The following is a 23,035-nucleotide window of genomic DNA, read 5'->3' on the forward strand; positions in this document are numbered from 1 at the left end:
GGCGGAGGCGGGGCATGCCCCGCCTCTTACACCACATCTCTGCGCGCTACCCGAACCGACTCCCCTGAAACCTATTTGATAGCCCCTTCCAGAGCCCGTGGGCAAAAAATGGCAAATATGAGTACTGTTACTTTTATGTGAACATCCAAAACGACCCAAAACACCGCTCTTGTAGCTTGTATGCACCTCCACATTGCTCAATCAGCTCTGTATCAGGCTTATATGTACTAGCGCTAATGAACATATTTACTTTTATGTCCATTATTTTGTGGGAGCAATATGGCACTACAGCAGCAACAGTACTCATATTTGGCATTTTTTGCCCACAGGGTCTGGAGAACACCAAAGATTTGGCAATGCCAGCGAACAAACCGCGCCCTGGTGCAAGGAGTGTCCCCAACTGCCGGCACAAAAGGAACGTCCCCAAGTGCCACCTTTAAACAAGAACGTCCCCAACGACTACATCGATGTTTTTGAAACGACAGCGAGCGGGTCGCATTTGAGACAAGGTGACGTGAAACGAAAGGGCGCTGACCTTCTGGTCGCGCCCTTGAAGTTGAACGTCAGATTGTCCAAATGCGGCCCGCGCAGCGTCGAGCCGTTACGCGGTTTGGTAAAACCGCGTAACTAAACCCGCTCCGCGATCTCGTGGATGAGGTAGTCGGTCTTTTCCCAGCCCAAGCACGGGTCGGTGATCGACTTGCCAAAGACGCCGCCATCAACCGGCTGATTGCCGTCCTCAAGGTAAGACTCGATCATAAAGCCCTTGACCAGCTTGGAGATGGACTCGTTGCGGCGGCAGCTGTCGAGCACCTCCTTGCAAATGCGGTGCTGCTCCAGCGGGCGCTTGCCCGAGTTGTCGTGGTTGCAGTCGATAACCACCGCCGGGTTGGCGTAACCGGCGTGCTCGGTGTAGCGCTCGGCCAGACGCTCCAGGTGCTCGTAGTGGTAATTGGGGTAGGTACGACCGTCGAGGCCGATGTAGCCGCGCATGACGGCATGCGCGAGCGGGTTGCCGTCGCACTCGACCTCCCAGTTGCGGAAGATAAAGCTCTGATGCGCCTGGGCGGCGTAGATGGAATTGAGCATGACGGTGGTGGAACCGGCAGTGGGGTTCTTCATACCCACCGGCACCGAAATGCCACTCGACACCAGGCGATGCTCCTGGTTTTCGACCGAGCGCGCACCCACGGCGACGTAGCTCAACAGGTCGACGAGGTACTGGTAGTTGGACGGGTAGAGCATCTCGTCGGCAGTGAAGAAGCCAGTCTCCTCGATGACGCGCAGGTGCATGTGGCGGATGGCCTTAACGCCCTCGAGCAGGTCATCGGGCGCCTCGGGGTCGGGGTTGTGCAGCAGGCCCTTGTAGCCAGTGCCCTTAGTACGCGGCTTGTTGGTGTAGACGCGCGGAATGATGATGAGCTTGTCCTTGACCTCCTCGGCGGTTTTGGCCAGGCGGTTCATGTACTCGAGGACCGAGTCCTCGCGGTCGGCAGAGCACGGTCCGATGATGAGCACCTTGCGCGCGTCCTCGCCGGTAAAGACCTTGGCGACCTCGGCGTCGAATGCCTGCTTCTTAGCGGTAAGCTCGGCGGAAAGCGGCATTTCCTCGCGGATCTCCATGGGGATCGGCAGCCTGCGTTTAAATTCCATGGCCATGCGGGGCCTCCTCAATCAATTGATGGCAACGAGAACATTGTCGAATGCTCGGCATTATCCGCTGTCGCACGCTAAAGTGCAAGCACAACCAGCCAAAAAGGGAATGGATAACGAGCGAGGATTTTCGGGCGCTTCCAACGAGAGTGGATAATCTCCCGTTTTTGACCTATGTTCGCGCTAAAAGTGGGAGATTATCCACTCTCATCGAGCAAGCGTCCGAAAATCCTCGCTCGTGGCCCCTTTTCCTCCGTCCCCGAGAGATCGAAGCTCGTCTGCCGAATGGTTGCTGCGACGGCGGTGCGCCCATGTCACACTCAGAGGTGGCCTGACCCAACTTGGAAGGAGCCTCCATGAGCCTTGACAACGTAACCCTGCGCGCCGCCACGCTCGACGACCTGGATGGTATCGCCGCCATCTACAACCGGCTGTGGTGCAACACGCTACGCAACCGCGGCGACGTCGAAGCTGCCGATTTCTGCGCGCGCTTCAACATTGCCATGCAGCTGCAGCGCTCCCCTATCGCGCTCGTTGCCGAAGCTGAAGGCCGCATCATCGCCGCTTGCTGCATCGGCATCTTCGAAGACGGCAAGCCGCGTACCAACCCCACGTGGGTACCCTGCTACGACGAGATGTTCGCCCAGGCAACCGAGATGGCAAAGACCGCCGATGCCAAACTCGAGGGCTCGCTCTTTGGCGACAGTCGCGAAAAGGCCACGGCCGATCGCTTTGCCGCCACGGGCAACGAGTATGCCCAGGGCCAGCTCAACCTGATCATCATTGTGCCCGAGTGGCAGGGCAAGGGACTCGGCCGCGAGCTCATCGACCTTGCGCGCGCCGAACTCGCCAAAGCCGGGTGCACCAAGTTCTTCCTGATGAGCGACTGCAACTCTGACTGGCAGTTCTACGAGCGCCTCAACATGAAACGCATCCTGGAGGATCACAGCCAAGACACCGGCGACGGCTTTATCGTCTACATGTACGGAGGCGACACGCAGGATTAGCCTGAGTGCCGCCTCATGGGCTTTCTCCAAAACAGCCCAAACCAATCAGCCACGCCAAAAGGGACATGCCAAAAAGGGACAGGTTTATTTTGGCAGGTTTTATCTGGGCGAACGCCAACCGCCGCGAGGGGAGCTACTTGCCCTTGCGGCGGCCTTCTCGCCGAAAAACCAAGTGAGTAGACCTTTTGCAGGAGGCCGAGCACACTCCAAAACGCCACAGCTCTGACCTGCGGTTTTATTTAGCGTTTGTCGCGGTGTGCTCGACAGATCCCAAAAAAGCCTACTCACTTGCATCTGAGGCGCACCGGATCGGCAAAAAACCGCCGCGAAAGGGGTCCGGACCCTTCGCGGCAGTTGTTAATACGCCGAACTTGTTATCGCAAAAGCCAATCACGCGCCGAGACCACGCTACAGTCTTTCGACTCATACGTTGAATCCACGCGGGCCACAACATAGCGCGCATCTTTTGCAATGTCGATCTCATCGCATACAGCCTGTAAATGGCGGGCGTACTTATCGTGATACGTTCTGGATGATTTTATTTCGATAGCCTTGGGACTCCCTGAGTTTGTACAGTCGAGCAAATCGATTTCACGCTTGCTGTCGTCCCTATAGAAATACAGCTCGGGATTCTCGCCCACGTTGAGATGGCTCTTCGCCGTTTCGGAAACGATGAGGTTTTCGAAAACGGCCCCCAGATAAGGGCTCTCCAATAGTTGCTCCAGTGATCCAATTTTGAGCAAGTAGCAGAGCAGCCCCGTGTCGTAAAAATAGAGCTTGGGCGTTTTAGTTAGACGCTTCTTGGCATTTGCATAATAGGGCTGCAGCGAAAACGTCAGGTAGCTCTGCTCCAGGATGGACAACCAGCTTTTAATGGTCGATACGCTCACGCCCGTATCTCGAGAAAGCGAGGATATATTGATGAGGGCACCGACGCTCTGAGCAATTATGGACAGAAACTTATGAAACTCCGCCTTATTGCGCACATCAAGCAAGCCCACAACATCGCGCTCAACATAGGTATCGATATAGCTGGGGAAATAAACCGAGGACGGCATTCCGGCGGAACGCAGGCGAGGGTATCCCCCTTCGAGCGCGAACAAATCCACTTCCAGCTGCCCCTGCTGGCCCCTCTCCGCTTCTCGAAACGATAATGGCAGCAATTTTAAGATCCCGACTCGCCCGGCAAGAGACTGCCCGATGCTTTTCATCATCAGAAAGTTTTGCGAGCCTGTAAGGATGTATTGACCGGCGTCTCCCCGCTCATCCGAAACAACCTGGATCATTGAAAACAAATCCGGCGCGTATTGCGCCTCATCGATGATGAGTCCGCCCTTTCGGTTGCGGATAAAACTCACCGGATCCTCCAAGGCCGCGCGCCTCGTTTGAGGGTCCTCAAGCGTGACGTAGGAATAGTCGGGAAAGGCATGCCGAACCAGCGTAGACTTACCACTCTGCCTAGGCCCTGTCAACGACACAACAGGAAACCAGCCTGCCATGCGAATGAGCAACTCATGCAAATCCCTGTTAATGAACTCAGCCATATCAACGCCCCTTATTACGCTGTTACCATAATCGAATAGTTTCATTTGCCATAATCTTGCAGTAGTGTTTTCCATAATCTTGTAGTAGTGTTTTCCACAATCTTATAGTAGCCCAGTTCAAAAACGTTATTTATAGAACCGAAATCTCAGACCCTAAATAACAATAGCCACCACAATGGGAACTGTCCCCATTGTGGTGGCTTGCAGGCGAGTTGACTTATTCGACTATCGCGGGCCGGCCGTGTCCGAGTCTAGAGCGTGGCAAGTCGCTTGGATTCGCGGACGGTGAGGGCGATGGAGATAAGACCAGTGATGGCGTCAGCCGCCACCAAGGCAAACCAGACACCCTGAACGCCCATCATGTTGCCAAGCAGGTACATAAGCGGCACGGAGCAGATCACGTAGCGGAGCAGACCGGTGAACGTGGCGATACCCACCTTCTCAACCGCCTGGAAGTACATCGACATGGTCATGGCCAGGTAACCAAGGGCCACGGCGAGCACCACGATGCGCGTTGCGGACGCGGCAACCTCAACAAGCTCGGGGTCACTGCCAGCAAAGAACGCGCAGACCGGCGTGGCAGCGAGCCACAGCGCAATGGTCACGAGCGCAAGCGTCACGACCTGGTACTTAAGCGTGCAAGAGAGCGTTTCCTTGAGGCGCGTCCACGCCTTGGCGCCGGCGTTGAAGGCGGCAATGGGCTGCAGGCCGTACGAGAAGCACTGGGCGACCATCATGGTTATGTAGAGGATATAGCCGTTGATCACACCAAAGGCCGCGATGTAGAGCGAACCCATGTCGCCGCCGAGCTGGCCAAGCAACGAGTTGGCAACGGTGTTGAAGATGAACGTGGCAGCTTGCACCAAAAAGAACGGGAAACCAATCTTGATGATCTGGCCGCAGATGGCCATGTCGAGTTTGAGGTCGGCGACACTGATCTGGAGCTGCGACTTCTTACCGCCGATGAACCAGAAGATACCGATGGCCCAGATACCGATGGAAAGACCGTAGTACACGCCAGCTCCCATAACGCCAAGCTTGAGCACAAACGTGGAAAGCGCAAGCCAGCAGATAGCGACGATGGCAGACACGGTCATGAGGTTGGCCTGGATCTGAACCTTCTCGTCCACACGCATGACGGCGGTGACCATCTGACCAATGACCGTGAGCGGCAGCAGCACGGAGAAGGTGCGCACGCCGGCAACGGTATCGGCCATGATGTCGGGCGTGGCGCCGAAGAATGCGCAGATGGGCTCGGTAAACACAGCCATCACCACAGCAAGCAGCACACTCACAATCGTGGTAAGCCAAAAGCCCTGGCTAAACGCCTTGCTGGCGCCCTTAATGTCGCCGGCACCCAAAAGGTTGCCCACCACGGCGGGCACGCCGGTGCCAAACAGGTTGCCAAAGGCCAGGTTAATGTACTCGACCGACATGATGATCGAGACACAGGCCAGGCCGTGTGCACCCAGGCCCCAACCCATCACGAGGCCCTCAAGGACCACCATGATAATCTGGGCGAGCATACCCTGGCCGGTGATGATGGTGTACTTGCGCACCAGGCCGGGAATCGGCTGCGAGGCAAGCTCACGCTCCTCCTCAACAGCGGCGGTTGCTTCTTCTGCCATTGTTCTCCCCTTTCCATGAGAGATTGATGAATGGATGAATGAATGGATGGGCGGCACGCACAGGCTGCGGCACCGCCTAGCGATGCAGCAGCCCCGCTAGGCCTCGTAGACCACCTTGCCGGCAATCATCGTGAGAGACGCCGTGGCCTCGAGGACCTCAGCCGGTTCGCAGTCAAAGAGGTTACGGTCGAGCACACAGATATCAGCCTGTTTGCCGCACGCGAGCGTGCCGATGCGGTCCTCGGCATGCATGGCGTAGGCGCTGCCATAGGTGTAGGCGCGCAGAGCCTCGGCCATGGTAATGCGCTCCTGGGGGAACCAGCCCTCAGGGTTGGAACCGTCCTCGAGCATGCGGAAGACCGCGCCGTACACCTCCTCCATGGGCTCCAAGCCCACAACGGGGAAGTCGCTGCCCAGGTGCACCACGGCACCGCTGGCAAGCAGGCTATGCAGGGGCCACGAAAGCGCAGCACGCTCGGGGCCCACGGCATCGTCCTTGGCAAGGTCAGCCATATCGAGCAGCATGTGCCACGGCTGCATACCAGGGCATATACCCAGCTCGGCATAGCGCGGCAGATCCTCGGGCTGAACCGTCTCGTTGTGCTCCATGGAGTGGCGGCAACCCCGCTTACCATGCAAGCGCTCGCCCTCCTCAAAGCAATCAAGCACAAAACGCACCGAGCGATCGCCGATCGTATGGACGCGCGTGTCAACGCCCCATTCCTGCGCCCTGACAATGGCGGCACGGATGCGCTCTGGATCCTCCGCGGGCTCACCGCAGGTATCGGGCGCGTTGGAATAGGGTTCAAGCATCCAAGCGGTGTGGTCGGAGCACACGCCATCAAGAAACTGCTTAAAGCCGTGCCACTCGACCTGCGTACCCGAGAAGGCGTATTTCTCCTTGATCTGCTCGAGCGTTAAGGACTCGTTTTCGAACAGATCGGTGTACAGGAACACGCGCAGTGGCAAGTCGCCCTTGGCATTAAGACCTGCCAACACCGCATACGGGTTTTCCATGCTCACAAACGTAGGATTGACCATGCCGACCGTAGTGATTCCCAGGGCATTGGCGCGCCGGGCGGTTTTTGCAAACGACGCGTCAACAACCTCGGGCGCTGGGTCGTAGACCTCGTCCATAAAGAAGACGCCGGCGTTGTTGGAAAACACGCCCGTCAGATTGCCCTCGGCATCCTTAAGGATCTTGCCGCCTGCGGGATCGGGCGTCTGCGAAGTTACTCCCACCTTGTTGATGGCGCAGGTATTGGCACTAAAGGTATGCAGGTCAACCTGCTGCAGAAAGACCGGGCGGTCCGAGATGTACTCATCGATCATCGCGGCTGTGGGCATCTCGGGGACATCCCACTGGAACTGGATAATCTGGCAGCCCAGAATCCACTCGTTATCGGGATGGTCGGCCGCAAACGCCACGACACGTTCCATCGCCATCTCAAAACTGGTGCAGTCGATGAGGTTGACGGCAAAATCGGGGTCGGTCATAAACGCGCCCTGGGCAAAATGCGTGTGCGAGTCGATCAGGCCGGGCATGACGAGCTGGTCGCCAAAGTCGCGCACCTCGGTATCGGGACCGATAAACGGTGCCAGGTGAGCATCGTCACCGCAGGCAACAATCTTATCACCGCGCACGGCAACGCCGCCCTTAAACGGCTCGAGCCCATCGCCGGTAAAGACGGCGTTGCTCTTGATAACTACATCAGCCTTGTCCATGTGAGCCTCCTCAGGCATCTTTGGTTGCAATGCGGACGCACCGCCCGCGTGGGCACTCGGTTGGGAGCGTAGCGCTCCCGCATCGGCGCGTGCCTACAAGCCGTGCTCGGACGTCTGTCCCACGTCCGCGGCTTCGCGCTACACCCATTGATACACAGGGGCAAATCCGTGCCAAGGCCAGGGATCGCAAACGGTCAGTTTAAGCAGGTTTACACGCTTTACCTGCAGGTTTATTGTCTGAGATTATTACCGCGTCATTACGCCCAACGGCGTGCCCGCCCACACGGCAAGACCCGCATGCAAGGAAGAATAGGACTAGGAACGCCAAAAGGCATCTATGAGGTCATCTCGGTTGGAGACACCGCTTTTAACGTAGATGCGATGCAAGTGCGCCTTGACAGTGCCAGGGCTGATGACCAACTCGCTGGCGATGTTTTGGGCGTCGTTGCCCTTCAGCACCAGCGTGAGCACCTCCTGCTCGCGCCGCGACAGCTTATGGGCATCGGCATAGATCACAACGCGTGATGCTAGATCGTCCCCAGAGCGTGCGCTCTCGGCCGCCACGTCCTCATCGGCACGCGGATGACGGGCATACACGCGCAGGATATGGCTAAACTGGCAAAAGAGTTGGACCGCGCATGCCACGAGCAGCACGTTTTCGGAGATATTGCGCTCGGACAGATACCACAAAAAGAGGCTGATGACGGGGTTTTGAGAGTCGGGGCGGCAGAGCAAAATCATGTAGGTGTCCTCGGCGATTACGCAAAACGCAAGAACGAGTGCCACCTTCCAAAAGAGCTTTGAGCGGTCGAGGTCGAGTTTCTCAACACGCGTGGCCCTGTGCCGGTAATGCCAGGCGGCATAGGCAAGACATCCTACATTGCCCAGGTCACGCGTGAGCCAAAAGAGATACTGCTGCATCTCTCCGGCAGCACCGCTGCGAGGCACCAGCACCAATTGCAAGATTGAAAACGGCACGATAGCAAGTCCGAGCATGCGCGACGTCGGCCTTTTGCGCAAGCGCGCAAACATCCACAGTACCACGCAGGCATAGATGGCAATACCGAGCACGCAGCGCAGCAAGGGGTGCTGCAACGGCTCGCTAAAGGTAACAGCGTAGTCGTATTTGAGCCGATTGTACTCGTCAAAAAAAATGACCGACATATCGAGCATGTAGAGCAAAAAGCCCGCCGCGGCCACCAGGCTGTCGCGACGGCGCGTCATGAGCCAAACCACCAATGCCACGGCACTGGTCACCAGAGCCACACCCATGATAATCGTGGTGTAGATATAGAACGCGAAACTCATGCCCGCCTCCCCTGTCTAGATGCCGTGAGGATGTTGACAGATTCTTTGCCGCAAGATTAGACTCACCGATTAAACGTACTGTATCGTTTAGATAAACAAGCTGTGTCTCACCGATGAAAGGAGATGCCATGGCGCCTATCGCACCGCTCAAGATGCTCGTCGCTCCTGCCGCCAAGGCCATCGCCCACCTGTGCGACTCACTTACCTACAATGACGTCCCCTGTGTCGTCGAAGAGCGTTCGGACAGCTGCCCCTACCTGGGCCACGTCCCCTACTTTGCACCCAAGCTCGCATCTGATCCCGAGCAGCGTGAACAGTAATCCAAGATGCATCTAGCACCGCACAACTCGCGGCGCTACTGTTTTGGTGCAAAATAACCTGACCCCTATGCGCCAACGCCGGGATTGTCGATGCTGCGGCCGCGGCGCGATATGAGGCGCGAAACCTCGCCCAGCAACACGCCGATCACCACACCCATGAGGATCGGCAACTTTGACATCTCGGCGGGCGAGCTGTTAAGCGGCACGATTGTCGCAACAATGGAAAGCACGAGCTCTACCACCGGCACCGCAAGCGCCACCGCAAGCACCTTGCCCTCGAAGGGCGCGCGGAACACACGTGAGCGGTCGTCGTATTTACGCAGGCGCCAAAACGCCGGGAACATCGGGATATAGCTCATGAGCAGAAAGACGACGTTCATCGAGAAGAAGACCCAAAAGACGTCGGAACCCTCACCCAACGGAATCTGGAGCAGCAGCACCAGACTGGCAAAACAGCCGTTAATGAGCGCCGAGCCGTTGGGCATGCCGGTCTTTTTGGACACCAACGCAAAGGGACGCGGCATGTTGCCATGGCGCGCGGCATAGCTCGCTACGTTGTTGACGCCAAAGCTCCAGCAGATCATATTGGCGAACAGCGTCACCAAAAAGGCCACGCCCACGACCATCGTCAGCGGGTGGGTGCGCCCCACCATAGCGGCGACTGCGTCCACAACGCCCGAATCGAGTGAAAGCTGCTCGGTGGGAACCGCGGCTCCAATGCCAATGCCACAGATGATGTAGATCGCCGCAATGGCCACGCCACCGGCAATAACCGCCTTGGGGATATCGCGCGACGGGTTCTTCATCGTGCTGGCAAAGGTCGCGACCACTTCGAAGCCCATAAAGTTGAACAGGATAATCGATAGGTACGTCAACGAATTGGTGTCGCCCAGATCTGGAATGAAGGTCTTAAACGACATGTCGTTGGCAAAGCCGTTATTGCAGGCAAACCAAATGCCGACGATTCCCACCACGGCGGTAATGAGCACCTTGATGACGGCGCCGCCATCCATGACCCAATCGGCCTCGGCCACCGGCTGCATTGCCATGACCGTGACGCCCCACACAAAGGCAAGCTCGATGGCAATTCGGACCCCAAGCGAAAATTCGATGCCCCATACCGCATTGATGACACTGGGGAACATGCAGGCGATACTTGCCACCCACAGTGGAAAGTTGACCCAATAGCACCAGGAGCAGCGGGCGCCCCAACGGTCGCCCAAGCCCAGGCGAACCCAATCGTACAGACCGCCCTCGGAATCAAACGCCGTACCCAGCTCGGCCACCACCAGACCATAGGGAAGCAAAAACGTAATGATAAGGAAAATCCACCAGAAGAACTGTACGTTACCCATGGCAGATGCCGGAGCCGCCGCCTCGATGGTAAACACGACGCAGATAACCGAAAGGATGACCTCGAACAGGGAGAACTTTTTACCTGCCACGACACGCTCCCCCTACAGCAAAAAGGATGGCATCTGTACCGAAGGCGCAGCCCAAGGTAGGGTTGCAGGCCGCGTCACCGGTGCAGGTGCCATCCCAAAGAGAAGAGAGGATGCAATTGTTGGACCAACGCTCGCGGAACAGGCGCGTGTAGATAACGATACGCTGGTACATAGATACTCCGATCAAAACGGTCGCGTTCACGACCGATAACTTTCGGCAATTGAAGACGCGTCTGACCTGGGAAATTCAAGCGAACAATTGGCCTAACCCGCAAAAAATCCCAGGCCAGACGCGTACTCAATCAAAGAAAAGGGCACTCCGAAGTGGAGGCAACGGAGTGCCCAAAGAAAACCCAACCGACCAAGACATCGGGCAAGCCGACCATCAATGCCCCAAGATGGTTCGATTCGCCGATTGTCCGATTGATCGGCTGGGTTTTCGAGGTGCCCCAGGTCGCCGCGAAAGAGGAGCGAAGCGTACTTTGGTACGCGAGCGACGGTTTGAGCGGCGAGATGGGGTGCCTCGGAAAGTCAGACGATTAAGCGGACGGCTCCTGCTGGGTGATGCAGTGGATATTGCCGCCGCCGAAGACGACCTGCTCGGACTGAACGCCGACGCACTTGTAGACGCCCTCGCCCCAGACCTCGTCATAGATCTTCTGGAGCGTGTCGACGGCCAGCTGGTCGTTCTCGTCGCCGTACTGCGGGACGATAACGCCGTGGTTGGTGACCAGGTAGTTCATGTAGGAGGCGATCAGCGGCTCGTCGGGAACGCGCGGCTCGGCGTTCTCGTCGGCGTCGATGGTGTCGCAGGAAGCCTGGTCCATGAACAGCGGGTTCACGGGCATGCAGAACTTGTAGACCTTCATCTTGCGGCCCTTGGCGTCAACGGCGTTGGAGAGGGTCTCGTAGGCAGCGTGGCACTGCTCGTAGAACGGATACTCGGGATCGTCGGTCCAGATGCAGGCCATGACGCCCGGGGCGATGAACGTGGCGACGTCGTCGATATGACCGTTGGTCTCCTCGGGGTCGATGCCCTCCTTGACCCAGATGACCTTCTCGACGCCCAGGTAATCCTTGAGGTGCTCGTCCATGTAGGCGCGAAGCTCCTCGCTCCAGGGCTCAAACTTCTTGTGGAACTTGGGCCAGATGGACTCGGGATCCTCTTCCTCCTCGAGCACCGCAGAGCAGGTGCGGCCCGGGGAAAGCAGGCACTGGTCGGTCACGACAAGGGTGCCCTCGCCGTCGACGGTGATGGAGCCGCCCTCGAGGATCATGTCGTCGGGACGATAGCGACGGCAGCCGGAGAGCTCAGCCATCTTGAGGGCGATCTGCTCGTCCTTGTCCCACGGGAAGTACAGGCCGTCGACGAGGCCGCCGTAGGCGTTGAAGTGCCAGTGGTTGGCGCGCTTCTCGCCCTTGCCGTTGATGACGTAGGTGGCGGCGGTGTCGCGGAACCAGGCGTCGTCGGTGGTCATCTCGATAACGGTGACGTTCTCGTCGTTCTCGAAGACGGCCTTGCAGTTGGCATAGTCGACCTGGTTGGCGCACATATAGACCGGGGTGAACTCGGAGATGGCGCGGGCGATGGCGGCATACTGCTTCTGAGCAGGCTTGGCGCCGTGGGCCCAGGTGTCGGTGCGGTGGGGCCAGCCCATCCACACGCGATCCTGCGGAGCGAACTCGGCGGGCATAAAGAAGCCGTCGGCCTTGGGGGTGGACTCGGACTCGGTGATCGTACGCATAAGATTTCCTCCAAATCGAACGATCGTTTGCCGCGGGCGGATTGCCCGCAGCCTAAAACCAAGAGATAGTGGGCGCCCGTCCCCCGGCAAAGGTCGGGGCGCCCGGTGCCGGTTTTCACGGAGCCGCACCGACGAGCGGCAACGTAACCAAGTGCGTGGAGACAAACGCACGAAGGATACGAGAGAGAGGTTGGGGCGGGCGGTGGTTACCGGAGCTATCGCTCGCACCCGCCCCAGGAAATAGTGAGCATATTTGTCGCTTTGGGCACGCCCTCGAAGAGGCTAGAGTGCCTGGAGTCGGGAGCGACAAGCCCGACGAAGCGTACTTTGGTACGCGAGGAGGGTTGGAGCCCCGAATCCGGGTGCTCTAGTCCTCTTCGGCCTCGGCGGCCTCCTCAGCCAGGCGCTGAGCAGCCAGCTCGGGGGTCAGACCCTTGTACTCGGTCTCGCGGCCCTTAGCGCTGACGACGCGGACGACCTCGCCGATGAGCACAAGCACGATGAAGATAACGATCATCGGGAGCTTGTCGCCAATCTCGGCGGCGGAGAGCGGCACCAGCGTTGCAACGATGGCCAGGATCAGCTCGATGCAAGGGATGGCCAGCATGACCTTCATCATGGCGCCCTTAAACGGGAACGTGAAGATACGCTCGCGGTTCGGGTCGTTCTTGCGAAGGTTGAGGAACGCCGGAAACATCGGGATGTAGGTGAGCAGCAGGAAGACGACGGAGGTGCCGAAGAGCATCCAGAAAACACCATTGGAGATAGCGTCGATGGGAACCAGCTGCAGGCACAGCACCAGGGAGGCAACGACGGCGTTGACCAGGTTGGCACCGTTGGGCATATCGTCGTCAGAGATCATCGAGGCGAAGACCTTGGGCATGTTGCCGTGCTCGGCAGCGTAGCGGGCGACGGAGTTAACGCCGAAGGACCAAGCGGCCATGTTGGCGAACAGGGTGATCAGGAAGGCGATGCAGATGACCTTAAAGATCATGGAGTCGCCCACCATGGTCTGGACTGCGACAATCATGCCATAGTCGGGGTCGATGGAATCGGCCGGCACAGCAGCGCCGATGCCAAAGCCAGCGAACAGGTAGATCACGGCGATGGACAGGCCACCGACGATGATAGCCTTGGGGATATCGCGAGCGGGATCGGCCATGTCGTCGGTCATGGTGCAGATAACCTCGAAGCCCATGAAGTTAAAGATGATGATCGACAGGTAGCCGAGAGCGTTGGTGTTGGTGAGCTCGGGCAGGAAGGTGGCAGCGGACATGTCGTTCGCAAAACCGTTCTCCATGGCATACCAAATGCCCAAAGCGCCAACGATAACGGCGACGGCGACCTTGATGATGGCGCCACCGTTAAGGACCCACTCGGAGTCGGCCGCCTTGGAGCGGCCCATGAGGTAGACGATCCACACAAAGGCAAGATCGATACCCATCTTGGCGATCAAGTTGAACTCGACGCCAAAGACCATGCCCAAAATGTCGGGGAACATGGTAGCCAGCGAGGCGATCCACAGCGGGTAGTTGACCCAGTAGTAATACGAGATGCGGGCGCCCCATTTGTCGCCCAGGCCATCGCGTACCCAGTCGTAAATGCCGCCCTCGCCGTCATAGGTGGTACCGAGCTCGGCGACAACCATGCCGTAGGGAAGCAGGAAGGTCAGGATCAGGAAGATCCACCAGAAGAACTGCTGGTTGCCAATGGCAGCAGCAGGAGCGGCGGCCTCGCAAACGAAGACGACGCAGATGATGGTCGAAATGACCGTCAAGAAGGAAAGCTTTTTCTTTCCGTCGCTCATGATGAGCTCCTTCGCTCAGTCTTGGACAGATCCGAGGCCCAAGGTACTAAGGCAATTGCCTGAGCCTCGGTGAGCGGGCGACAGGAGACGAGCATCCGCCGCCCGCAAACGTGCGTTTAGCAGGCTTAAGGCTTAGAGCTGCTCGAGAGCCTCGAGAGCGGCGTGAAGCTCGGCCTTGGCGGAGTACTCGACACCCTCGTCGTTGAGCGGGGTGCGCTTGCCCAGGGCAGCGAGGAGAGCACGGATGGAGTGCTTGCGGTTCTCGGCCTCGACCCAGCACAGGGAGCGCTCGGGATCGTCCATAACCTCGTCGACGACTTCCTCGTTGCGAGTGGCCGGCAGGCAGTGCATGAACTTGGAGTTGGGGCCGGCGAAGTTCATCATGTCCATGGTGACCTGATACTTGGGGTAGAACACGTCCATGTAGTTCTCGCCCGAGACCTCCTCGTCGTACAGGCCATACCACACGTCGGTGTAGATGAAGTCGGCGCCCTTGATGCACTCGATGTCGTCGGAGATGACGACGGAGCCGCCGGAGACCTTGCAGTTCTCCTCGGCGATGGCCATCATCTGCTTGCCGAACTCGGCGCGCTCCTCAACGGTGCCAACGTGCAGGCCGCCGTCGGGGATCTGGTGGCCCTTGGGTCCAAACTGGACAAACTTCATGCCGACCTTGGAGGCGATGAACATGAGGGAGACACAGACCTGGGTGGCGTCGCCGATGAAGGCCAGGGTGCAGTCCTCGATCTTCTTGCCCTCGGGGAGGTTCTCGAGCATGGTCATGAGGTCGCCCATCTCCTGCGTGGGATGGTTGAACTCGGACATACCATTGATGACGGGCACAGCGGAACCCTTGGCGAGGCCGACGACGTCCTTGTGACGGTCAACGCGAGCCATCATGATGTCGAGCAGGTCGCCCATGACGCGAGCGGTGTCGCCCAGGGACTCGTGGCCACCGAGCTGAATGGTGCCAGGGCCATAGAACTGAGCATGGCCGCCGAGGTCGCACATGGCGGTCTCGAAGGAAAGACGGGTGCGGGTGGAAACCTGCTGGAAGATCATGCCAAGGCTCTGGTTGCGGAGCAGGTGCGGATAATAACCGTCAACCTTGATGGCCTTCTTCATTGCCAGGCCAAGATCCTCGATAGCCAGGATCTGCTCTTTGGTGAAGTCGTTGGTGTCGATGAAATCCTTAGGCAGCGCCATGTCGATTCCTTTCCGCCGGTCGTGCCGACTATTGCTATGAGGCGCTCGAACATCACGCCTCGTGTTGACAAGACCATCATTCACCCGTATGCAATTTTTACCTAGTTTATTCGGGATTAAAGACCGTTCACGGAGTTACACCCCCTCTAAACCAATATAAACCCGCAGGTAGCCAGCTTGCAGGGGGTTTACTATCTAGAACCGCGAACGGTATACGACTATGCTGTATCTCGGCGCCTAATCCGCAATGGAACGAAGGGTTGAGACGTCTATATCCCACAAGGTATACAGGGCTCGGCCATAGATGAAATGAGATGGGACGGTGGCAGATGAACACCCTGATGTTCTTCTATACCCTAGCGATACTCGTGATCTGTATTGTGACGGCGGTGCTCTCGCTTGCCGCCTATGCCTCGTCCCGTCGACGCTTCTTTATCTATGGCAGCGGCGTTTTTATTTGCTATGCCATCGAGATGACCGAGATCTTCTTTTTTGAATACACGTTGCAAAACCAGAGTTTTCCGGCCAACGACTATTACTCCATTACCATGCCTGTGTTGCGGACCCTTGTGGCGACTGCTTCGCAAGCTTTTATCTGGCTCATCGCCATGGACTTGCTCGACAAACATTCAAAAAAGCAGTTTGTTATTCCCGTCGCAACGTTCTTCCTGAGCGAGCTGCTGATCATTGTCGCTGTCCCCTACGGCCCCATGCATCAATGGCTCTACTACACGATGCGTCAGGTATTCCTTGTATTTGTAGGACTCTATATCTTTTGGACGGCGCATAAAAGCACGCAGGTCGAGCTTAAGGCGCGCGTCAACAATCAACGAAAGCACCTCATTATCGGCGCCATTCTGGTCGGGTGCATCGTTGCCGAGGATTTCTACAACATCCTTGTTGTTCCCATGAGCCTGGCACCCTCTTGGCTGCAGCTGTACCTGTCCGAGCGCAACTTTAGCGAGAACATCTTTGCCTGCTACTTTGCGATTCTGCTGATCATCTACTCCTACCACGTGCTTTCAATCCGCATGCAGGAGGCGCCCGAGGAAAAGAACGTCAGCGATCTTGACCGACACATCGAAGAGCAGATGCCCTTCTATCGCAACGCCTACAAGCTCTCCAACCGTGAGACCGAAGTTATGCGTCTGGTCGTACTGGGCAAATCGAACCAAGAGATCGCTGACGAGCTATTCCTTGCTGTGGGCACCGTCAAGACCCACATCCACAACATCCTGGTCAAAACCGAACAGCAAAACCGCACGACGCTCATCCTCCACTTTTGGAAGCGATAACCTGCCAAAAAGGGACAGGTTTATTTTGGCAGGTTTTATCTGGGCAAACGCCAAAAACCGCCGCGAGGGAGCTACTTTCCCTCGCGGCGGTTTTCTAGCAGTAAAACCAAGTGAGTAGGCTTTTGGCGGGATGCCGAGCACACCTCAAAACGCCACAGCCCTGACCTGCGATTTTATTGAGCACTTGCCGCGATGTGCTCGACAGATCCAAAAAAGTCTACTCACTTGCATCTGAGAGGCATCCGATAGACAAAAAAACCGCCGCGGAAGGGGGCCGACTCCCTCCGCGGCGGTTGTTTGCGTTGGTTTTGCGACGGTTTTGCTCGCTTGCTACTCGCTGTAGCGGGTGGCGATGGCGGCTCGCACCATGCCGGTGCTCATGAGGTAGGTCACCAGGAAATAGCCGCCATAGGCTGCCAGGAAAATCGCACATGTGAGGCCCACCGTGCCGCCGATGCTCATGTTGCCAAACGTGCTCACCAGCTCGATGATCACCTTGAGCGCCACAAAGGAGTGCGCCAGACCCACTGTCAGCGGGAACAGGAAGAACACCGCTTGCTGCGCCATCACCGAATGGCGAATCTGGCGGTCGTCACAGCCGATCTGCGCCAGCACGCGATAGCTGCGGCTTCCGTCGGCCACATTGGAGAGCTGCTGGATCGACAGAATTGCCGCACATGCAACGACCAGTACAAAGCCAATATAGATGGCTAGATAGCTAATCATGCCGTTCATCTGCGCCGCCTGCGTATAGATCTCGGAGCGTGTCATGAAGATTCCCCACGACCCCGGCTCCTTGCCGTCAACGAGCAGATTGTCGAGCATGGTGTATTTAATGCTCTCGTCTGCCTTGGTCACATCCATCCCCTGCTTGTAGTTAACGAGCAGATTACTGGAATACGGCTGCAGGTTAAGCTGGGACAGCAGCTCGTCGGCTACGACCACGGTACCGGGATTGCTGCCGAGTGCCGAGTTGGCGATGGCAGCCGTGTCCTCGTCCGACTTATCGGCTGCGGGCTTGAGCTCATGTCCGCCCAAGGTGAGGGTATGGCCCCCAGCCATGTACTTGGTGTACAGGTCGCCCAACTCGCCGCCCATATCGCACGTAAGCAAGTACTGGTCGCGGCCAATGTTCACCGGCTCCTCGCCCATCATCTGGCGCAGTTTGTTGTACTGGCTCGCCGGCGTCACAAACAGGCCCATATCATCGGCATTGCTACCCTCGAGCGCCTTGGGGAGCTTTTCGCCCATGGCCTTGCACATCTCGCCCGCCGTCACCGAAGGATCCGAGCCGCCAAGCGTATAGCTCAGATACGAATCAATCTGCACATGCTCGCCGGCAACATCGGCGATATTGACCTTCTTGCCGGTCTCGTCGTTGTTGTCCGCCGACTTGCCCTTAATACCGTCTGCAACGTTATCGGGATCTTTACGATCGCCATGCCATGCAGCGTACAAATCGACCGTTGCATCGGCCAGCACCATGCGATCGGCCTCAGACGGATTGACATACTCCTTGTAGTAGTCGAGCGTTTCGGGCGTGTAATAGACATACGTCTGAGACACGTCAACAGGGTTATAGCGCTCCAGGTTTTCGTTCATCACGTTGGCAATCGACATACCGCAGGTCACCGAGGTAATGGCCAAAAACAGAATCATCGCGATGACGCCCATCGAAAAGCACACCGTGTTGACCTTGGCCGCAAGCTGGCGCACGGTAAACATGTTGAGGCCGCGCCAGTACACGCCGCGCAGGCTCTGCAGCAGCTTGATGAGCATGCCCGAGAGTCCCCAGAACAGCGCAAAGGTACCCACTGTAACCATAGCGGTCGTAATGCCAAACTGGCTCATGGCCTCTTGCAGCTTGCTGTCCGTCGCAGTCAGCGGGAACCCATCACGTAGCAGACGGTAATAGGCCACGCCCACAAGCACCACGCCCACGACAAAGATGGCAATCGCGATCCAGGGGTTGCGCGTCTTGATGCTCTCGTTGCGACGCTCGGCACCCATAAGCTCGATGAGCCTGGTGCGGCGCACGGCGCGAAGGTTCAGCAGCAGCGTGAGCACAAACATCACGAGCATGCAGGCAAGGGTCAGGTTGAACGCATGCACCGAGAAAAAGAAGTGGAAATTAGCGATCTGTGTCTTAAAGAGCGAGGCCGTAAAGAATGTCATGAGCTGGGAGAGCCCCACGCCCAGCACAATGCCGGCGACAAAGGCGCCGACCGAAACGATCACGGTCTCGAGCGCCATGATCGTGGCGACGCGCCCGCGGCGCATGCCGAGCACCTGGTACAGGCCGAACTCCTTTTTGCGGCGCTTCATGATGAAGTTGTTGGCATACATCATCAAAAAGGCCATGACGCCGGCCAAAAAGTACGTCAGGTAACCGAGCATGCTGCCCATGAGCTCGGACAGTCCCTCCTCCTTGATGCCGGCAATGTCGACCTGCATCGAGACGGTATTGAAGGCATAGAAGACCGTGACACCCAGGGTGAGCGTCAGCAAGTAGACGAGGTAGTCGCGGCTGGCGCGGCGGACGTTGCCCCAAGCGAGTTTACAGAGCATCGGAGCCTTCACCGCCCATCATGGCAACGACCTCCATAATGCGGTCGAAGAACTCTCGGCGGTCGGTGTCGCCGCGGCGCAGCTCGGTGAAGATCTTGCCGTCGCGAATAAACAGCACACGGCTCGTGTAGCTGGCGGCAAAACTGTCGTGCGTAACCATGAGCACGGTGGCGCGCAGGCGGCGGTTAAGGGCCTCCAGGCTCTCGAGCAGCAGGCGAGCGCTCTTGGAATCGAGGGCGCCGGTGGGCTCGTCGGCCATGATCATGGTGGGGTCGGTGACGAGCGCGCGAGCCGCGGCAACGCGCTGCTGCTGGCCGCCCGACATTTGGTAGGGATACTTGTCGAGCACCTGACTGATAGACAGGCGCGCGGCCACATCCTGCACGCGGGTCGAGATCTCTGCCGAGTTTGTGCGGGCGATGGTGAGCGGCAGGGCGATGTTCTCGCGTGCCGTGAGCGTATCGAGTAGGTTGGAGTCCTGGAAGATAAAGCCCAGCTCCTCGCGGCGGAACTGCGAAAGCTTGGCCTGCTTCATGCGCGTCACGTCCTGGCCGTTGATGCGGATGGTGCCACTCGTGGCGCTATCGATGGTCGACACGCAGTTGAGCAGCGTCGACTTGCCCGAGCCCGAGGCGCCCATGATGCCAACGAACTCACCGCGGTTGACGGTAAAGCTGACGTCGTTGAGCGCGCGGGTCACGTTGCCCAGCGCTCCATATACCTTTTCGAGATGCGCGACCTCCAGTACCGGGGTCGCCATGTGCGTGGTTTGCATACCGAGTCCTTTCTTGCGATTAGTCTACGGCATCTATAGTCGCAAGATGCCGAGTCGGCTACCATCGATATGGCTTACGCTTGCCTTACCGTTGCGTAAGGTAAGCGTAGTCTGCCACGTGTTGATGTTGAGAGAGGACTCCTGTTGAAGACTGTTCATGTTGCCGCCGGGATCATTCGCAAGGAAGGATCCGACGAGCTACTAGCTGTGCAGCGCGGCTATGGCGACATGCAGGGACTTTGGGAGTTCCCCGGTGGCAAGCTCATGCGCGGTGAGACGCCAGAAGACGCCGTGCGCCGCGAGCTCATAGAAGAGCTGCAGGTGAAGGTCACCAACCTGCGTGACTTCTACACCGTTGAGTATGACTATCCCGATTTCCATCTCTCCATGGAGTGCTACTACTGCTCGCTCGCCGATGAATCCGATGAGCCCCAGAAGCACGACCGCCAGCTCGATATCCGCTGGATTCCGCGCACCTCGCTTGCCACGGTGGAGTGGATGCCCGCCGACAAGGGGCTCATCGATGCTCTGATTGAGTTAAAGGAAGATCGGCTTGAGGCAAGCTCCGCCGATGACGCCGCGCCCAACACAACCGACAAACCCGCCACCAAACCCAAGCGCGCACCTAAACGCCGCAGCAAAAAGCGTCCCAAGCCCGGTCTGCTCGACGGCATCGATACCTCGGACCTCTCCGCTGACGAGCGCGAACTGGTCCGCCGTCGCGCCGCCATCAAAAAGTCCATGAAGGGCAACAAGCGCGCCAACACCAAGCCCGAGCTGCTCGTACGTCAGCGCCTACGGGCCGCGGGCCTTACGGGCTATCGTTTGGAATGGAAGGTACCCGGCAAGCCCGACATCGCCTTCCCCGGCCGCAAGATCGCCATCTTCGTCAACGGTTGCTTTTGGCACCGCTGCCCCAAGTGCAACCCAAGCCAGCCCAAGCGCAACGTTGAGTTTTGGGAGGCAAAGTTCCGTCGCAACGTCGAGCGCGACCGTGCTGCTGTGGCAGCGCTCACTCAAATGGGCTGGACGCCCATAACCATCTGGGAATGCGAACTCAAAAAAGACCGCATCGACGCCACGATGGAAAAGGTCATCGAGCAGGTGCGCGCCACAGAGCCGCAGCGCTAACAGCGAGCATTCACACGCTACGCACGTCCGCGCCACATCCACGTCACAAACCTTAGAAAGCCCTTAAGCTCAAAACCTTTCAAGAGTGTTACTCGATACCTCTGACCTGCAGTTTCATCGTAACACCAAACCAGGTTAAGCCTTTCTTTAGCGCTTCTTTGCGGCAGCCGCGGCATAATGTAGCCAGCGCACGGGACCTAGCAGCAAACCCCGAGCGCATCCTTTTGGTGGATATCGAGGAGGCCGCAAAAGCATGCATTCTTCCAATGACGCAGCACAGCAGCCATCCCTAAAACATGCAAACCTTTTCTCCTTCCCCCCGACACAGAGAAACGGCCTCCTCGACTCCCCCACCACAAAAACCAAGCGCTCAGCCGATCAGAGCCTCAACTTACGAGCTTCCTTCGAAAAGCTCCAAGCATCCCTAGACAAGGCGTTCCCCGAACAGGCAAGAGCAATCTAAGCCCATCGCGCTTTATACTGATGCCATGCGAAACATGGATCACATAGAATTGCACCGCGGAGGACGCGAGGAAGCGTTTCCCGAGACCGCCGAAGACTGGCCCTATATTGCCGAACGCGCAGAATTCGCTCGCTATCCGGGCAATTCCGTCCCCTGGCACTGGCATTCCGAAGTTGAGCTTTTCTACATGGAGCAGGGAGCGATTGACTATCGAACGCACGCGGCTCATGAGCACGTACGCTTTGAGGAAGGGTCCGCCGGCTTTATCAACGGCGGCGTTTTGCACAGTACGCTGCAATCACCCAATTCGGCGCCAGCCATTCAAATGCTGCATATCTTTCAGCCGTCGATGCTCGGCGATCCCGCGGGACGTCTCCAAAAGCGCTACATCAACCCATTGCTTCAATGTCGAGGCGTCGATGTGCTCAAATGGTCGCCCACCAATCCCGACGATATGCCCTTTATCGATTTGCTGAAGAGCTCCTTTAGCCACGACCTTCAACAGCCGCAGAACGAGATGGCGCTTCGAAATAGTTTGTCAGAGCTCTGGATTCAGATTAACGCCAAGACCGAACCGCTCTTTTCTTCCGACGGCGCCTCTTGGATGACCAGCCGCGACGTACAGTTCAAGGCAATCCTGGACTTTATCCGCGCAAACTATGCAGCCGCTATAGATGTGCCCCAGATGGCATCTGCAGCCGGCGTAAGCGAAAGAGAGTGTTACCGCATTATCGAAACTTGTGCAGGAACGACCCCGGCGGCATATCTACGCGCATACCGCATAAACCGTGCTTGCGAACTTTTGGCACACACCACGCGAACGGTACAGACAGTCGCGCGCCAATGCGGATTTATAACAGCAAGCCATCTTGGCCAGGTATTTAAAGAACAAATGGGGTGCACTCCTTCGAGCTATCGAGCAGCGAGGCAGAATCTCTATAGCACCAGGCAGAAATCCCGCTAGCCCTTCTTCTGTCACTGCATCAAACTTGCAGGCAAACAACAGAGAGGAGCAATCATATGAAGCACTTTGACCATATCGTATTTGACGTTGATGGGACATTGGCAGATACAGAAGAAAGCGTTCTGTCATCGCTTGTCCAGATTGTCCAAGAAGAGACCAGCAAAACGCTTCCCCGACACGAGCTTGACTTTGCCCTCGGCATACCCGGCAAGGATGCCCTTGAGAAACTTGGGATCTACTCGCAGGCAACGTTGGATCGCTGGTGCCAAGTTGCCGCCAGCTTTAAAAGCACCATCAGCGTGTTTCCAGGTTTGCTTGAAGTCATCGCAACACTCGCCGATAGCGGCTGCAAACTTGGCATCGTCTCCTCACGTGCGCGCGACGAATACGCAAAAGAAATGGCTCTGTTAGACCAAGGTTGACATAAAAACGATGTCACCGCGAGGCGGTA

At 57.6% G+C, this 23,035-nt stretch carries 17 protein-coding genes; 6 read left to right on the plus strand and 11 right to left on the minus strand.

Annotated features, from left to right (window positions below; all coding sequences use genetic code 11):
* Positions 1 to 627 precede the first annotated feature (627 nt).
* Positions 628 to 1,659, minus strand: coding sequence for a 3-deoxy-7-phosphoheptulonate synthase (locus DWV43_RS08125; RefSeq protein ID WP_117818016.1), 1,032 nt, complete (start codon positions 1,657 to 1,659; stop codon positions 628 to 630).
* A gap of 350 nt (positions 1,660 to 2,009) precedes the next feature.
* Between DWV43_RS08125 and DWV43_RS08130 the strand changes: the two genes are divergently transcribed.
* Complete coding sequence (locus DWV43_RS08130) at positions 2,010 to 2,660, plus strand: GNAT family N-acetyltransferase (RefSeq protein ID WP_117818019.1); 651 nt, start codon at positions 2,010 to 2,012, stop codon at positions 2,658 to 2,660.
* 374 nt (positions 2,661 to 3,034) lie between these two features.
* On the opposite strand, the gene DWV43_RS08135 is transcribed toward DWV43_RS08130, so the two are convergent.
* The 4 genes from DWV43_RS08135 to DWV43_RS08150 form a co-directional block, all read right to left on the minus strand.
* Entirely contained in the window at positions 3,035 to 4,204 is a 1,170-nt protein-coding gene (locus DWV43_RS08135; RefSeq protein WP_199569426.1) for an ATP-binding protein, read from the minus strand.
* A gap of 251 nt (positions 4,205 to 4,455) precedes the next feature.
* Positions 4,456 to 5,832: an MATE family efflux transporter gene (locus tag DWV43_RS08140; protein ID WP_117818022.1), complete on the minus strand. Its 1,377-nt coding sequence runs from the start codon at positions 5,830 to 5,832 to the stop codon at positions 4,456 to 4,458.
* 96 nt (positions 5,833 to 5,928) lie between these two features.
* On the minus strand, positions 5,929 to 7,557 hold the full coding sequence (locus tag DWV43_RS08145; protein WP_158550994.1) for an amidohydrolase: 1,629 nt from the start codon (positions 7,555 to 7,557) through the stop codon (positions 5,929 to 5,931).
* Between the two features lie 315 nt (positions 7,558 to 7,872).
* A complete protein-coding gene (locus DWV43_RS08150; protein ID WP_089572366.1) occupies positions 7,873 to 8,865 on the minus strand; it encodes a helix-turn-helix transcriptional regulator in 993 nt (330 codons plus the stop codon).
* Between the two features lie 128 nt (positions 8,866 to 8,993).
* Here DWV43_RS08150 and DWV43_RS08155 point away from each other — a divergent pair, with 128 nt between their 5' ends.
* A complete protein-coding gene (locus DWV43_RS08155; protein WP_117818025.1) occupies positions 8,994 to 9,185 on the plus strand; it encodes a hypothetical protein in 192 nt (63 codons plus the stop codon).
* A gap of 65 nt (positions 9,186 to 9,250) precedes the next feature.
* Here the strand turns inward: DWV43_RS08155 and DWV43_RS08160 are convergent, their stop codons facing one another.
* The 4 genes from DWV43_RS08160 to ptcA all read right to left on the minus strand — a co-directional run bounded on the left by DWV43_RS08160 (position 9,251) and on the right by ptcA (position 15,388).
* Positions 9,251 to 10,630 carry an APC family permease gene (locus DWV43_RS08160; protein ID WP_117818028.1) on the minus strand — a complete coding sequence of 460 codons (1,380 nt, stop codon included), beginning with the start codon at positions 10,628 to 10,630 and terminating at the stop codon, positions 9,251 to 9,253.
* Between the two features lie 539 nt (positions 10,631 to 11,169).
* Positions 11,170 to 12,375 carry an agmatine deiminase family protein gene (locus DWV43_RS08170; RefSeq protein ID WP_117818031.1) on the minus strand — a complete coding sequence of 402 codons (1,206 nt, stop codon included), beginning with the start codon at positions 12,373 to 12,375 and terminating at the stop codon, positions 11,170 to 11,172.
* A 367-nt stretch (positions 12,376 to 12,742) separates the two neighbouring features.
* Positions 12,743 to 14,182, minus strand: a complete 1,440-nt coding sequence (locus DWV43_RS08175) for an APC family permease (protein WP_117818034.1) — start codon at positions 14,180 to 14,182, stop codon at positions 12,743 to 12,745.
* Between the two features lie 132 nt (positions 14,183 to 14,314).
* Positions 14,315 to 15,388: a putrescine carbamoyltransferase gene (gene ptcA / locus DWV43_RS08180; RefSeq protein WP_117654944.1), complete on the minus strand. Its 1,074-nt coding sequence runs from the start codon at positions 15,386 to 15,388 to the stop codon at positions 14,315 to 14,317.
* Positions 15,389 to 15,717: 329 nt separating this feature from the next.
* Between ptcA and DWV43_RS08185 the strand changes: the two genes are divergently transcribed.
* Positions 15,718 to 16,683: a response regulator transcription factor gene (locus DWV43_RS08185; protein WP_158569855.1), complete on the plus strand. Its 966-nt coding sequence runs from the start codon at positions 15,718 to 15,720 to the stop codon at positions 16,681 to 16,683.
* 330 nt (positions 16,684 to 17,013) lie between these two features.
* Here DWV43_RS08185 and DWV43_RS08190 read toward each other — a convergent pair whose 3' ends face one another.
* Together DWV43_RS08190 and DWV43_RS08195 are read right to left on the minus strand one after the other, a co-directional pair.
* Complete coding sequence (locus DWV43_RS08190; RefSeq protein WP_117818040.1) at positions 17,014 to 19,251, minus strand: ABC transporter permease; 2,238 nt, start codon at positions 19,249 to 19,251, stop codon at positions 17,014 to 17,016.
* Complete coding sequence (locus tag DWV43_RS08195) at positions 19,241 to 20,026, minus strand: ABC transporter ATP-binding protein (protein WP_006234847.1); 786 nt, start codon at positions 20,024 to 20,026, stop codon at positions 19,241 to 19,243. The genes DWV43_RS08190 and DWV43_RS08195 overlap by 11 nt, the downstream gene beginning before the upstream one ends.
* Before the next feature lie 144 nt (positions 20,027 to 20,170).
* Between DWV43_RS08195 and vsr the strand changes: the two genes are divergently transcribed.
* The 3 genes from vsr (at position 20,171) to DWV43_RS08215 (ending at position 23,006) form a co-directional block, all read left to right on the plus strand.
* Positions 20,171 to 21,157 carry a DNA mismatch endonuclease Vsr gene (gene vsr, locus DWV43_RS10410; protein WP_233539242.1) on the plus strand — a complete coding sequence of 329 codons (987 nt, stop codon included), beginning with the start codon at positions 20,171 to 20,173 and terminating at the stop codon, positions 21,155 to 21,157.
* Between the two features lie 497 nt (positions 21,158 to 21,654).
* Entirely contained in the window at positions 21,655 to 22,584 is a 930-nt protein-coding gene (locus DWV43_RS08210) for an AraC family transcriptional regulator (RefSeq protein WP_158569856.1), read from the plus strand.
* A gap of 56 nt (positions 22,585 to 22,640) precedes the next feature.
* Positions 22,641 to 23,006, plus strand: a complete 366-nt coding sequence (locus DWV43_RS08215; protein ID WP_117648295.1) for an HAD hydrolase-like protein — start codon at positions 22,641 to 22,643, stop codon at positions 23,004 to 23,006.
* Positions 23,007 to 23,035: the final 29 nt, after the last annotated feature.

The sequence above is a fragment of the Collinsella sp. AF05-9 genome, assembly GCF_003465595.1.
In the GTDB taxonomy this organism is placed as follows: Bacteria; Actinomycetota; Coriobacteriia; order Coriobacteriales; family Coriobacteriaceae; genus Collinsella.